Origin of the sequence: Dyella sp. M7H15-1 (assembly GCF_004114615.1) — a bacterium.
In the GTDB taxonomy this organism is placed as follows: Bacteria; Pseudomonadota; Gammaproteobacteria; order Xanthomonadales; family Rhodanobacteraceae; genus Dyella_B.
Genome location: NZ_CP035300.1, coordinates 1,876,362 through 1,889,635 on the forward strand (window position 1 = coordinate 1,876,362; position 13,274 = coordinate 1,889,635).

The 13,274-nt window shown below is 59.1% G+C and carries 11 protein-coding genes; 6 read left to right on the top strand and 5 right to left on the bottom strand.

Going from position 1 to position 13,274, the window contains the following annotated elements; genetic code table 11:
• The first annotated feature begins 53 nt into the window (after positions 1-53).
• The 5 genes from EO087_RS08830 to EO087_RS08850 all read left to right on the top strand — a co-directional run bounded on the left by EO087_RS08830 (position 54) and on the right by EO087_RS08850 (position 4,817).
• Positions 54-1,418, top strand: coding sequence for a peptidylprolyl isomerase (locus EO087_RS08830; RefSeq protein WP_128898547.1), 1,365 nt, complete (start codon positions 54-56; stop codon positions 1,416-1,418).
• 25 nt (positions 1,419-1,443) lie between these two features.
• Positions 1,444-2,448, top strand: a complete 1,005-nt coding sequence (gene pdxA, locus EO087_RS08835; RefSeq protein WP_128898548.1) for a 4-hydroxythreonine-4-phosphate dehydrogenase PdxA — start codon at positions 1,444-1,446, stop codon at positions 2,446-2,448.
• A gap of 4 nt (positions 2,449-2,452) precedes the next feature.
• Positions 2,453-3,241, top strand: a complete 789-nt coding sequence (rsmA, locus tag EO087_RS08840; RefSeq protein WP_128898549.1) for a 16S rRNA (adenine(1518)-N(6)/adenine(1519)-N(6))-dimethyltransferase RsmA — start codon at positions 2,453-2,455, stop codon at positions 3,239-3,241.
• A 291-nt stretch (positions 3,242-3,532) separates the two neighbouring features.
• A complete protein-coding gene (apaG, locus tag EO087_RS08845; protein ID WP_128898550.1) occupies positions 3,533-3,916 on the top strand; it encodes a Co2+/Mg2+ efflux protein ApaG in 384 nt (127 codons plus the stop codon).
• Positions 3,917-3,968: 52 nt separating this feature from the next.
• Positions 3,969-4,817, top strand: a complete 849-nt coding sequence (locus EO087_RS08850; RefSeq protein ID WP_128898551.1) for a symmetrical bis(5'-nucleosyl)-tetraphosphatase — start codon at positions 3,969-3,971, stop codon at positions 4,815-4,817.
• A 44-nt stretch (positions 4,818-4,861) separates the two neighbouring features.
• Here the strand turns inward: EO087_RS08850 and secA are convergent, their stop codons facing one another.
• The gene (gene secA / locus EO087_RS08855; protein WP_128898552.1) at positions 4,862-7,585 is read right to left on the bottom strand and encodes a preprotein translocase subunit SecA; all 2,724 of its coding nucleotides are present in this window, start codon (positions 7,583-7,585) and stop codon (positions 4,862-4,864) included.
• Between the two features lie 196 nt (positions 7,586-7,781).
• Between secA and EO087_RS08860 the strand changes: the two genes are divergently transcribed.
• Positions 7,782-8,261 (top strand): DUF721 domain-containing protein, encoded by a 480-nt coding sequence (locus EO087_RS08860; protein WP_128898553.1) that lies wholly within the window; start codon positions 7,782-7,784, stop codon positions 8,259-8,261.
• Positions 8,262-8,411: 150 nt separating this feature from the next.
• Here EO087_RS08860 and lpxC read toward each other — a convergent pair whose 3' ends face one another.
• The 4 genes from lpxC to ftsA all read right to left on the bottom strand — a co-directional run bounded on the left by lpxC (position 8,412) and on the right by ftsA (position 13,219).
• Positions 8,412-9,326: a UDP-3-O-acyl-N-acetylglucosamine deacetylase gene (gene lpxC, locus EO087_RS08865; protein ID WP_128898554.1), complete on the bottom strand. Its 915-nt coding sequence runs from the start codon at positions 9,324-9,326 to the stop codon at positions 8,412-8,414.
• A 445-nt stretch (positions 9,327-9,771) separates the two neighbouring features.
• A protein-coding gene (locus EO087_RS08870; protein ID WP_240669003.1) for an IS5 family transposase occupies positions 9,772-10,547 on the bottom strand; the annotation gives its coding sequence in 2 pieces (ribosomal slippage) (positions 9,772-10,178 and positions 10,178-10,547; 777 coding nt in all).
• Positions 10,548-10,648: 101 nt separating this feature from the next.
• Positions 10,649-11,830 carry a cell division protein FtsZ gene (gene ftsZ, locus EO087_RS08875; RefSeq protein WP_128898555.1) on the bottom strand — a complete coding sequence of 394 codons (1,182 nt, stop codon included), beginning with the start codon at positions 11,828-11,830 and terminating at the stop codon, positions 10,649-10,651.
• 150 nt (positions 11,831-11,980) lie between these two features.
• Complete coding sequence (gene ftsA, locus EO087_RS08880) at positions 11,981-13,219, bottom strand: cell division protein FtsA (protein WP_128898556.1); 1,239 nt, start codon at positions 13,217-13,219, stop codon at positions 11,981-11,983.
• Between the last annotated feature and the right edge of the window lie 55 nt (positions 13,220-13,274).

Below are 13,274 nucleotides of genomic sequence, written 5' to 3' on the forward strand. Positions count from 1 at the left end.
CTCAGGATTATCGTCAATTTCCCTCGCTACCGGCGACAGAAGGCTGTTCACTGATGAAGCAGATTTTTGCGTTATTCCTGCTGACGATCGTCTCGGCGGTGCCGTCGCTGGCCCAGGCCCAACTTTTATCACCACAGGACACCGGCACCGGCCTGCAACCCATCGACCGGATCGTGGCCGTGGTCGAGGACAATGTGATCCTGCAGAGCGAGTTGAACGACGCCGTTGCCACGATCCAGCAGCAATATGCCAGCCAGCCGGGCCAGCTTCCCCCCATCGACGTGCTGCGCCGCCAGGTGCTCGATCGCCTGATCCTCATGAAGCTGCAGCTCCAGCGTGCCGATGACCAGGGCGTGCGCGTCTCCGACTCCGAAGTCGACCAGGCCGTGCAAAACGTAGCAGCCCAGAACAAGATGACCCCGGACCAGCTCCATGCAGCGGTCGAGCAGAACGGCCTCAGCTACGCGGCCTTCCGCCAGCAGCTCCATGACCAACTTGTGGTGCAGAAGCTGCATCAGAATGTCGTGCACGATTCGGTCTCGGTCACCAACAGCGAAATCGACAACCTGCTCAACAGCCCCAGCTACAAGTCCGGTGAAGTACATCTGGCGCATATTCAGATCAGTATTCCCAGTGGCGCTACGGCCGCCGATATCCAAGCCGCCCAGAACAAGGCCGAACAGGCGCTTGCCGCCGTCAAGGGCGGCATGAATTTCAAGGCCGCCGCCATCCGCTTCTCCGACGCCCAGGACGCACTGGATGGTGGGGACCTTGGCTGGCGCCGTCTGGACGAGGTGCCAGCGGCCTTTGTCGATACTGTCGATTCCTTGAAGAACGGCGAAGTCAGCGGCATCCTGCACGGCCCGACCGGCTTCCACATCCTGCAACTCATCGGCACGCGTGCGCCGAGCAAGCAGATGGTTACTGAATACCATGCGCGCCAGATTCTGATCCGCCCAAGCGAGCTGCTCTCGCCGACCCAGGCCCAGCAGAAGGCCGAAGACCTTTACAACCGTATCGTCAACAAACACGAGGACTTCGCCAAGCTGGCGAAGGACAACTCCAACGACGACACCACCGCCAATGCGGGCGGCGACATGAACTGGTTCCAGCAGGGTGACTGGGGCACGTTGATCGGCCAGAAGCTGGACGAGCTCAAGGACGGCGAAGTTTCCCAGCCATTCCAGAGCGAGGCCGGCTGGCACATCGTGCAGCGCCTCGGCGCCCGCAGCACGGACATGACCAAGGAAGTGGCCCGCGACCAGGCCCGCCAGGCCATTGGCAATCGCAAGGCTGATCAGGCCTACGACGATTTCCTACGTCAACTACGTTCCGATGCCTACGTGAAGATCCTCGCACCGGAACTGCAGGAACCCAGCGACGCAAATAACGGCCCCGTCAACAAGGCTTCTCCGTAATGGCATTGCGCCTCGCGAGAAAGCCGTGAACAGCCCTGCATTACCACGGCTCGCCCTGACTGCAGGCGAGCCGGCAGGAGTCGGCCCTGAATTGCTTGTCCGATTGGCCGCCACCTCGTTGGCGGCCAATTTCGTTGCGATCACCGATCGCGACCTGCTTGAGCGCGCCGCGGCACGTTGCGGCATCACCATCCGGCTCATCGACGATGATGGCGAGAGCGCCGACGCACGCCCCCAAGGCAACCTGCGCGTGCGGCATATCCCGCTGGCGGCAGCGGAAACGCCAGGCCGCCCGGACCCGCACAATGCCCAACACGTCCTCGCCACCTTGACCGAGGCCGCACAAGGTTGCGTGGATGGCCGCTACGCTGCCGTGGTCACTGCACCACTACAGAAATCCTCCATCAATGAGGCTGGCATACCCTTCAGCGGCCACACCGAATTCTTCGCTGCACATAGCCATGCCGACGTGGTGATGATGTTGGCCAGCCCGGAACTGCGCGTCGCGCTGGCCACCACGCACCTGCCATTGCAAGCCGTGTCCGCCGCTATCGATGCGGTTTCGCTGGAGCGGACATTGCGCATCGTGCACGACGAACTACGCATAAAGTTCGGTTTCGCTGAACCACATATCGCCGTACTGGGCCTCAATCCGCACGCCGGTGAAAACGGGCACCTCGGACGCGAGGAAATCGACACCATCATCCCGGTACTGGAAGCATTGCGCCAGCAAGGCATGCAGTTGCTTGGCCCCCTGCCCGCCGACACCGCCTTCATTCCGGCGCAGCGCAAACACTACGATGCCGTGCTGGCGATGTATCATGATCAAGCCTTGCCGGTGCTCAAGAGCGAAGCGTTTGACCGCACTGTCAATCTCACCCTGGGACTGCCCTTTATCCGCACCTCGGTCGACCATGGCACGGCGCTCGATCTGGCAGGTAGCGGCAGGGCCGATCCATCCAGCCTGATCGCCGCGGCGCGCATGGCATTGGAACTCGTGGCCCGCAGGCATCAGGCCGCCCAACCCTAATCCCATGAGCGCACGCCCCAAAAAAAGCTTCGGCCAACATTTCCTGCACGAACGACGTTATATCGAGCGCATCGTCAGTGCCATTTCTCCGCGTCCCGACGATTTTCTGGTGGAAATCGGCCCCGGCGAAGGCGCCTTGACGTTCCCATTGCTGGCCGCCGCCGGCAAGCTCACGGCGATTGAACTGGACAACGATCTGATCCCGAACCTGCAAGCCAATGCGGCAGGCGTGGGCGAGCTATCCATAGTGCATGCCGATGTGCTGCAGGTCGACTTTACAGCAATGGCTAAATGTCACGGTGTTTCGCGATTGCGCATTGCCGGCAATCTGCCGTATTACATCTCCAGCCCAATCCTGTTTCACTGCGTTGAGCACGCAGCGGCCGTCACCGATATGCATTTCATGTTGCAGAAAGAAGTCGTGGACCGCATGGCCGCCGAACCAGGCAGCAAGGTGTATGGACGGCTATCCGTCATGCTGCAGCTTGCCTGCAGGGTAGAACCGCTGTTCGACGTACCGCCCGGCGCCTTCCGGCCGCCGCCGAAAGTCGATTCATCCGTCGTGCGCTTGGTGCCGCTTGCCCCCGAGACGCGGCACGATGCCGATCCCGAGCGCGTGCACCATATTGTGAAGGCCGCTTTCGCCCAACGCCGCAAGACACTCAGTAATGCACTGCGCCAGTGGATGGACACCGATGCGATCCGCCAAGCCGACATTGACCCCAAGGCGCGGGCGGAAACACTTTCACCCGGCGATTTCGTACGACTCGCCAAAATCAAGACAGCGCTGTAACGCCATGATCGGGAGTGCGAAGCCGTAAGCGATGCACGCTGCCCACGAGCGTGCTTAAGGCAACGCTGAATAAGTATCGCCGTCGTCACCAGCCCTGTCTGTCCGCAGACCACAGGACCGTTGGCGAAGGCAGACTGGCTGTCGAGGCAACGGGCCGAAGGGATGCGAACAGACAGGGCTGGCCCCAACATGTTGAATTTAAAAATGATGGGGTGACACCTGGAAGGCCCGCAGGGTGTCATGACGACGGCGATACTTATTCAGCGTTGCCTTAACCCTTACAATGGCCCCATGAACGAGAAATCCCCCTATTCGATCGACGTGCGGGTCCAAACCCGTTTCGTTCCGGACCAATCGGCACCCGGCGAAAATCGTTACGTCTTCGCATACACGATCAAGCTGCGTAACGCCGGCGTCGTTCCAGCTCGCTTGCTCACCCGTCACTGGGTGATTACGGATGCCAATGGCAAGATCGAGGAAGTTCACGGTGAAGGTGTGGTCGGTGAGCAACCATGGATGCGCCCGGGCGACGACTACGAATACACGTCCGGCGCGGTACTGGAAACGGCGATAGGTACCATGCAAGGTAGCTACCAGATGGTGGCCGACGATGGAACGCGTTTCGAAGCATCTATCCCGACCTTCACCCTGTCTATCCCGCGCACGCTGCACTAAGGGGAACACCGATGATGTGCGGTGCGCAGCAGGCCCTTGAGGTGACTCACTGATGGCTACTTATGCAATCGGCGACGTCCAGGGCTGCTATCCAGAATTGCAGCGACTGCTGGAGAAACTGCGTTTTGATCCAGCGCAGGATCGCCTGTGGTTTTGCGGTGACCTGATCAATCGCGGCGGCCAGTCGCTGGACACGCTGCGCCTAGTGCATTCGCTGCGCGACAGTTCGATCGTCACGCTCGGCAACCACGACCTCAGCCTGCTTGCAATTGCATTGCGCAAGCAAGATGCACAGGCGCGCGTTAATCCAGAGCTCCGTGAAGTACTATTCGCCGAAGATGCCCACACACTGTTCGAATGGCTGCGCAACCAGAAACTGCTGCATCACGACGAAGCGCTGGGCTGGACTATGGTGCATGCAGGCCTGGCTCCCACCTGGACGCTCAAGCAGGCGCAACGCAGTGCGCAGGAAATCGAGCGGGAGCTTTCCAGCCCGCGTCACCCACGCCTGTTGAAGAATCTGTTTGGTAATCGGCCCGCCGCTTGGTCGAGCCGCCTGCAAGGCATCGAGCGGATGCGCGCCTCGATCAATACCTTGACCCGTATGCGCTTTTGCGATGTCGGTGGCCGCATCGATTTTGAAAGTAAGGGTGCACCCGGCACGCAGAAACCCGGCATATATCCCTGGTTCGAGGTACCCGGCATGCGTCGACGCGACATACGCATCGTGTGCGGTCACTGGTCCGCATTGGGACGTTTCGCTGGCCTGGGTATCTACGGCATCGATACGGGATGTGTGTGGGGTGGCAAGCTCACGGCGCTGCGTCTGGATATCGAAGAACCGCAATACATCACTGTGGATGCCGAGCCGCATCGCAAGCGGACGCCCGGCGAGGATTGAACTGTAGGTTGGGATGCAAACCCCAACCTACGATACCCAGGGGATCAGCTAAGCTGACCGTGGCAATGCTTGTACTTCTTGCCGGAACCACACGGACAAGGGTCGTTGCGGCCAACCTTCGGACCCGTCACCGCCGGTTTCGGTGATGCTATTTGCTGTACCGGTGTCTCCATACCCAGCGCACCGCCTACGGGTGCGCCACCGCCGCTGGCCTGCATCTGGCGCGCCATGCGTTCGGCCATGCGCTGCTGTTCGGCTTCCATCGCAGCAACTTCTTCCTCGCTGCGGATGCGGATACGGGCGAGCATCTGGGTCACTTCGGTCTTGATGCGCGCCAGCATCTGCGAGAACAGATCGAAGGATTCGCGCTTGAATGCCTGTTTGGGGTCCTGTTGCGCGTAACCGCGCAGGTAGATGCCCTGGCGCATGTAATCCATGCTAGAGAGATGTTCCTTCCAAGCATTGTCTACCACGCTCAACATGATGTGCTTCTCAAGCTGACGCATGGTTTCCGGACCAATCTGTTTCTCCTTGCTCAGGAACAGGTCGTTGACCAGCGAACGCACGTACTCAAGCACAGTGTTGGCATCTGCTTCGGACTGCCGTTCCAGCCAGTGCTTGAGCTGGATAGACATGCCGAAGTCGCTTTCCAGCTCGCGCTCGAGACCCGCCATATCCCACTGCTCATCAATGCTGTCCGCAGGCACATAGCGACGCACCACGTTGTCGACCACATCCTCGCGGATATCGGCCACGGTCGCGGAAACATCGTCTTCTTCCAGCAACTCATCGCGCTGGCGATAGATCACCTTGCGCTGATCATTGGCGACATCGTCGTATTCGAGCAGGTTTTTGCGGATGTCGAAGTTATGCTGCTCGACCTTGCGCTGCGCCTTTTCGATCTGGCGGCTGATCATGCGATCTTCCAACGCCTCGTCTTCTTTCATACCGAAACGCTTCATCCAGCGCACCAGGCCTTCGCCGCCGAAGATGCGCAGCAAGTTGTCCTGCAATGACAGATAGAAGCGTGAGGAGCCGGGATCGCCCTGACGACCGGAACGGCCGCGCAACTGGTTGTCGATACGGCGGGATTCGTGGCGTTCGGTGCCCACGATATGCAAACCACCTGCCGCCAACACCTGTTCGTGACGCTTCTTCCATTCGGATTTGACGCGAGCGCGATCCGTCTCGGAGGCATCTTCCGGCAAGGCGGCCAGTGCCGCATCCAGACTGCCGCCAAGCACGATATCGGTACCACGGCCAGCCATATTGGTAGCAATGGTCACCGAGCCTGGCATGCCGGCTTGGGCAACGATGTGCGCCTCACGCTCATGTTGCTTCGCATTGAGCACTTCGTGCGGAATCTTTTCCTTGCGCAGCAGGTTCGACAGCAACTCAGACACGTCGATCGACGCCGTACCTACCAACACCGGCTGACCACGCTTGTGGCAATCCCTGATGTCCTCGATGACCGCCTTGTACTTCACGTCCTGACCCAGGAACACCATGTCCGCGTTGTCCTGGCGGATCATCGGCTTGTGGGTGGGAATCACCACCACTTCCAGACCGTAGATCTGCTGGAACTCGTAGGCTTCCGTGTCAGCCGTACCGGTCATGCCGGCCAGCTTCTTGTACATGCGGAACAGGTTCTGGAAGGTGACCGTGGCGAGCGTCTGGTTTTCGCGCTGGATCGGTACGCCTTCCTTCGCCTCGACCGCCTGATGCAGGCCGTCAGACCAGCGACGACCCGCTAGAGTGCGTCCGGTAAATTCATCGACAATGATCACTTCACCATCGCGCACGATGTAATCGACGTCGCGCTGATAAATCGCATTGGCGCGCAGCGCGGCATTGAGGTGATGCACGATCGCGAGGTTGCGCGCGTCGTACAGGCTGCTGTCCTCATCGATCACCTTCGCCTGCTGCAACAACTCTTCAGCATGCTGCATACCCGCTTCTGAAAGATGCACTTGCTTCTGCTTTTCGTCCACCCAGTAATCGCCAGCGCCGTCTTCCACTTCCTGCCGGGTCATGCGCGGCACGAGCTTGTTCACCGCGATGTAGAGCTGCGGCGAATCCTCGGCTGGGCCGGAGATGATCAGTGGTGTACGTGCTTCGTCGATCAGGATCGAATCCACTTCATCGACGATGGCGTAGTGCAGGCCGCGCTGGCAGCGCTGCTCCTTGGACAACGCCATGTTGTCACGCAGGTAATCGAAGCCGAATTCGTTATTGGTGCCGTAGGTGATGTCCGCAGCATAGGCAGAGAATTTGTCCGCTTGATCCATGCCCGGATACACCACGCCCACGCTCAGGCCCAAGAAGTTGTACAGCTTGCCCATCTGGGTCGCATCACGCTTGGCCAGGTAATCGTTCACCGTGACCACGTGGGTGCCCTTGCCTTCCAGGGCATTGAGGTACACAGGCGCGGTCGCCACCAGGGTCTTGCCTTCACCGGTACGCATTTCGGCGATCTTGCCCATGTGCAGCACCATTCCACCGATGAGCTGGACATCGTAATGACGCATACCGAGCACCCGCTTGGCGCCCTCGCGCACCACCGCAAAGGCTTCCGGCAGCAGCTTGTCCAGCGTCTCGCCGTTAGCAATACGTTGCTTGAATTCCTCGGTCTTGCCGCGCAAGACCTCGTCGCTAAGCTGTTCCATCTCAGGTTCGAGCGCATTGATGCGCACGACGGTCTTGGACATCTGGCGCAGCACGCGGTCGTTACGGCTGCCAAAAAGGCTCGTCAGGGCACGGTTGAGCATCGATCTTCCGGATCAGGAAACTTGGGGAAGCCCGCCTGGATCAACCCGGACGGGCAAAGGAGTGATGATACTAGGGTCCGCCTGGTATCCCAAACGCGGAAACCTCCTTGCCCCTTTGCCAAGGGGTGACGGTAGGTCGCGGTGCTTTGCAAGGGTTATGATTTGCATGTCATTACCAAATTTGTAGTTTTTACTGATGCAACGCGATACCCCCAGCCCCCACCGCACCGGATATGGCCCTCAGTCCATTACCGATGTTGGTCCTGTCGCTGCACTGGCCAAAAAGGCCAGCAAGCTGGAAGCCTTGGACCGCGCTCTACGTCAGACGTTGCCATCGCCCCTGCGTGAGCAAGTCAGATTTGCCAACTTCCGTGACGACCGCCTTGTGTTCCTGGCTTCTTCCCCGGCTTGGGCATCGCGGTTGCGCCTGCAACAGGCGCAAATCCTTGCTGCCGCACGCGCCATAGGCGCGAATGCCGGCTCAGTTATCGTGAAAGTGGCCCCCCTTCCTCCGCCAGATCCCCTGCCAGAGCCATCAAAACCGCTTTCAGCCGCTGCAGCACTCCATCTGAAGGCTGCCGCGAAATCGATCCCGGATCCCGAACTACGAGTTCTATTTCTGGAACTGGCTTCCGTCGCCAAACCCGCGAATTCCACATCCGACCGTAAGCGTTGAGCCCAAAGGTTCGCCAGCCTGGGGCGGAGGGGACGATTTATACCGCGCCTTCACAGACCTGCACGGCAAGAGTACCGCTTGCCGGCATAAGATATGGACAAAGGCCACAAAAGCAACAAGCCGGGCAATTGCCCGGCTTGTTCGTGGAAATTAGATCGCCTGCGCGGGGTGCGCGTAGGAGATCGGAGCGGTGGCAGGATCGTCCTGATAACTGACTTCTTCCCATGCGGAAGCATCCGCCATCAGCGCACGCAGCAACTTGTTATTCAACTCATGACCCGATTTGTGTGCATAGTACGCACCGATCAGGCTGTGGCCAAGCAGATACAGATCACCGATCGCATCGAGGATCTTGTGCTTGACGAATTCGTCTTCGTAACGAAGACCGTCTTCATTGAGCACCCGGTAATCATCAAGCACCACGGCGTTGTCCATCGAGCCGCCGAGCGCGAGGTTATGTTCGCGCAGCATCTCAATGTCACGCATGAAGCCGAAGGTACGTGCGCGACTCACTTCCTTGACGAAGGAGGTGGTGGAGAAGTCGATCTCGGCACGCGAGGTGCGCTTGGAAATGATCGGGTGATTGAACTCGATCGAAAAACCAACCTTGAAGCCTTCAAACGGCTCAAAACTGGCCCATTTGTCGCCTTCCTGTACCTTCACCGCCTTCTTGATGCGGATGAAGCGCTTGGCCGCTACCTGCTCTTCGATACCGGCAGATTGCAGCAGGAAGACGAACGGACCCGCACTGCCATCCATGATCGGCACTTCCGGCGCGGACAGATCGACATAGGCATTGTCGATGCCAAGGCCAGCCATCGCAGATAGCAAGTGCTCCACGGTTGAAACACGGACGTCACCATTTACCAACGTGGTGGACAAACGCGTGTCACCTACGTGATGGGGACGTGCATGGATATCAACCGGCGGGTTGAGATCGGTGCGGCGAAAAACAATGCCGGTGTTCGGTGCTGCCGGACGCAACGTCATATAGACCTTATCGCCGGTATGCAGCCCTACGCCGGTAGCACGGATGATGTTTTTAAGCGTACGCTGCTTGATCATTTATTGGGTACCTGTAGAGGGCAGCCGCCAATTCGAACCCGGATACTAACACAGTCTTAACCTGCAGAAAAACAGACCATACTGAACCGTTCGGCCAATCCTTCATTTTCCTTTCATCATTAAACGTGATTCATTCGCATCTTCGCCCTACAAGCACTACAGGTAAATCAAGTACTTGCGATGCGACACAAAACCCCGTGCCGGGGACGGGAAGTTCCGGCAACAGGATTTCAGACCAGCGGGGCGGTCATCCAGCACCACACAGCCCATCGTGCGCGATCCATAGCGCCGCACTGTCTATCGCATTCAGCACACGAACACCACGTCAGCCGGCATAGCAATGTTCCCTGCCTTATCCGGCGACAGCGGGCGGCGGACCGGAAAATATCCCTCCTCGTCCGACACATGGAGCTCCGACAAGTTAATACGTCGTTAGAGCATGTCGTCATAAGATTCTGAGCCACATGACGAGGCAGCGAATTTGCACAGCGGCAAGGAAAGAGGACAGATTCTTCGCGTAGCGTGTCGCCACACCACGCCACTGTTTCAGGTACAAAAACGCATTCTCAACCAGGTGGCGATGACGATACAGGTACGTGTCGTAGTCGCGCGGCTCTTTTCGGTTTTTACGTGGCGGAATATGCGCCTGCATGCCTTGCTCATGAGCCTGCTCAACAATGGCATCACTGTCATAACCTTTGTCGGCCATGAGATGCTCAGCAGGAATGTCTTTGATCAGTTCCGCAGCCTGCGAACAATCTGCCCGGGTACCCTCTGTAACAAGAATTCGGACTGGCATACCATGCGCATCCACGGCCAAATGTATCTTGGTGTTGCGCCCCCTTTTGTGAGACCTATGCCCTGATTGCCGCCACGAGCTCCCGCTGCATGAGGATGAACCTTGCAGTGACTGGCATCGATCATCAGCCACTCAAAGTCCGGCTCATCCATCACACGTTCCAACAGACCTTCCCATGTGCCGTTATCGCGCCAGCGACAAAAGCGCCGATGGGTATTCTTCCAATCGCCGTACTCGGGTGGTAAATCTCGCCACGGCGCTCCGGTGCGAAGTATCCAGAACACTGCGTTGATGAATTGCCGATTATCTTTGGCTACACGCCCCCATCGGCCCGCTTGACCCGGCAAATGGGGTTCAAGCAAACCCCATTTTTCATCGGAAATGTCATGGCGTCGATAGGCTGCAGTCACAGAGGATTCCATCCAGCAAGATTCGATGGCGGGTAGTTAACCATATTTCAACACCTCATGACGACAGGCTCTAGTTCATGCCATTCACATTTCTTTACGCCACGAATACGTCATCAGTCCGCCTGGCGACGCAAGAAAGCAGGGATGTCCAGGTAGTCGAAGCTCGGATCGGCGCTCTTGGCCTGGCTGTCGCCCCCGCGGGGATTGCTGGCCACGACTTCCGGCTGGGCGTAGTCGACCACCTCGTTGCCCGTACCAGTACGCAGCACCAGCGGGCGCGGACGCTGGCGCATCTCCACCTGCTGGGACGCGACCGAGCGTATCGGCTGGCGGGCTGCGACGCGATTGAGGCCAGTGGCCACCACGGTAACGCGGACATCATCCTGCATTTCCGGATCGAGTGAGGTACCGATCACCACCGTGGCGTCTTCGCTGGCGAAATCGTGGATGATGCGGCCGATCTCGTCGAACTCGCGCATGGTGAGGTTCGGACCAGCGGTCACATTGACCAGGATGCCGCAGGCGCCGTTGAGATTGACGTCTTCCAGCAGCGGGTTGTTGATCGCCGCTTCGGCCGCGGCCTGGGCACGATCGTCACCCCGAGCGGTACCCGAACCCATCATCGACAGACCCATTTCGCTCATCACCGTGCGCACGTCGGCAAAGTCGACGTTGATCAGGCCTGGGCTGGTGATCAAATCGGCAATACCCTGTACCGCGCCCTGCAGCACATCATTGGCCGCCTTGAAAGCATTGAGCAGGGTCACTTCGCGGCCCAGCACCGACAACAGCTTCTCGTTCGGCACGGTGATCAGCGAGTCGACGTGCTGCGACAAATCTTCGATACCCTTCAGCGCGACCTGCATGCGACGGCGACCTTCAAACGGGAACGGCTTGGTCACCACCGCCACCGTCAGGATGCCCTTCTCTTTGGCGAGCTGCGCCACCACCGGCGCCGCGCCCGTGCCCGTGCCACCACCCATGCCTGCGGTGATGAACACCATATCCGCGCCCTCGAGCATTTCTTCGATACGCTCACGATCTTCCAGTGCAGCCTGACGACCCACTTCCGGATTAGCGCCCGCGCCCAAGCCCTTGGTGACATTGGCGCCGAGCTGCAGGTGCATACGGCCACCGCAACCCTTCATGGCCTGCGCGTCAGTATTGGCGACGACGAAATCGACGCCTTCAATGTTGGCGTTGAGCATGTGGGCCACGGCATTGCCACCACCACCGCCCACGCCGATGACCTTGATCACCGCATTCGGTGCGAGTTTTTCGACTAGTTCAAACATTTCCCGTCCTCCGTAGAGTTTTCATTGTCGTTGTAACCACGGTATGACTCCTGTCATGCCGTGGTGGTGAGCGAACCTCCATTCGCCCGTGCCTCGCCTCCTGCGTGGCAAAACCATTACTTTTAGATATTTACTTTTAGTCATCTACTTTTAGAAATTCTTGGTGATCCAGCTCCGCAACTTGTCGACGAGTCCGCCGACACTACCGCCCGATGCGCCACTCACACGCATGCCACCCGAACGCGCGCCATGTAGCAGCAGGCCGACGCCCGTGGAATGCAGCGGGTTGGCAATCACCTCGCCAAACCCATTTACGTGTTGCGGCACACCGATGCGCACCATCTTGTGGAAGATCTCTTCAGCCAGTTCCAGCGCGCCTTCCATACGGGCGGCACCGCCGGTCAGCACGACGCCGGCAGCGACCAGACTGTCGTAACCGGAGCGGCGCAGTTCGTCCTGCACCATCTCGAAGATTTCCTCGTAGCGAGCCTGCACGCTCTGCGCGAGCGACTGGCGTGCGAGACGGCGCGGCGGACGATCACCCACACTCGGCACCTGGATGGTTTCTTCCGCGTGCGCCAACTGCGCCAGGGCGCAGGCGTACTTGATCTTGATTTCTTCGGCATGCGCCGTCGGTGTATGCACACCGTAGGCAATGTCGTTGGTCACCTGATCCCCGCCCACCGGCAGCGACTTGGAGTAGCGGATCGCACCCTGTGTATAGATGGCGATATCCGTGGTACCCGCACCGATATCGACCAGGCATACGCCCAGCTCACGTTCGTCATCTGTCAACACGGCCTTGGCACTGGCCACAGCCGACGGCACCAGCTCATCCACCGACAACCCGCAGCGCTGGATGCACTTGCTGATGTTCTGCACGGCTGCTGCCGCACCGGTGACCAAATGCACCGAAGCTTCCAGGCGTACACCACTCATGCCGACTGGCGAGCGGATACCATCTTGGCCATCGATACGGTATTCCTGCGACTCTTTATATAGAACCTTGCGGTCCGCCGGGATCGCTACCGCGCTGGCCGCTTCCAATACCTGATCCAAATCGCCCGGCGTTACTTCACGATCGCGGATCGCGGCGGTGCCGTGCGAGTTGCGCGTTTCCAGATGGCTGCCGGAAATCGAGGCGTACACCGAGCGAATATCGCAGCCAGCCATCAGTTCGGCTTCTTCCACCGCACGCTGGATCGAATGCACCGTGGATTCGATATCCACCACCGACCCACGCTTCATGCCGCGCGAGATATGCGAGCCGATACCGATCACTTCAATCGGCTCACCCGGCTCGTATTCGCCCACGATCGCCACCACTTTCGAGGTGCCGATATCCAGGCCGACCACCAATTGCTTTTCGTTTCTAGAGCCCGCTCTCATATCCCAAGCACCCCGCGCCGAAAGCTGTTTGCCCGCAGGGCAAGGAAGAACAAAA

Bases quoted from the DNA above. Each gene is read 5' to 3' on its own strand.
- ftsZ (WP_128898555.1), bottom strand. From the start codon at position 11,830: ATGTTTGAACTAGTCGAAAAACTCGCACCGAATGCGGTGATCAAGGTC.
- EO087_RS08830 (WP_128898547.1), top strand. From the start codon at position 54: ATGAAGCAGATTTTTGCGTTATTCCTGCTGACGATCGTCTCGGCGGTG.
- rsmA (WP_128898549.1), top strand. From the start codon at position 2,453: ATGAGCGCACGCCCCAAAAAAAGCTTCGGCCAACATTTCCTGCACGAA.
- ftsA (WP_128898556.1), bottom strand. From the start codon at position 13,219: ATGAGAGCGGGCTCTAGAAACGAAAAGCAATTGGTGGTCGGCCTGGAT.
- secA (WP_128898552.1), bottom strand. From the start codon at position 7,585: ATGCTCAACCGTGCCCTGACGAGCCTTTTTGGCAGCCGTAACGACCGC.
- EO087_RS08850 (WP_128898551.1), top strand. From the start codon at position 3,969: ATGGCTACTTATGCAATCGGCGACGTCCAGGGCTGCTATCCAGAATTG.
- apaG (WP_128898550.1), top strand. From the start codon at position 3,533: ATGAACGAGAAATCCCCCTATTCGATCGACGTGCGGGTCCAAACCCGT.
- lpxC (WP_128898554.1), bottom strand. From the start codon at position 9,326: ATGATCAAGCAGCGTACGCTTAAAAACATCATCCGTGCTACCGGCGTA.
- EO087_RS08860 (WP_128898553.1), top strand. From the start codon at position 7,782: ATGCAACGCGATACCCCCAGCCCCCACCGCACCGGATATGGCCCTCAG.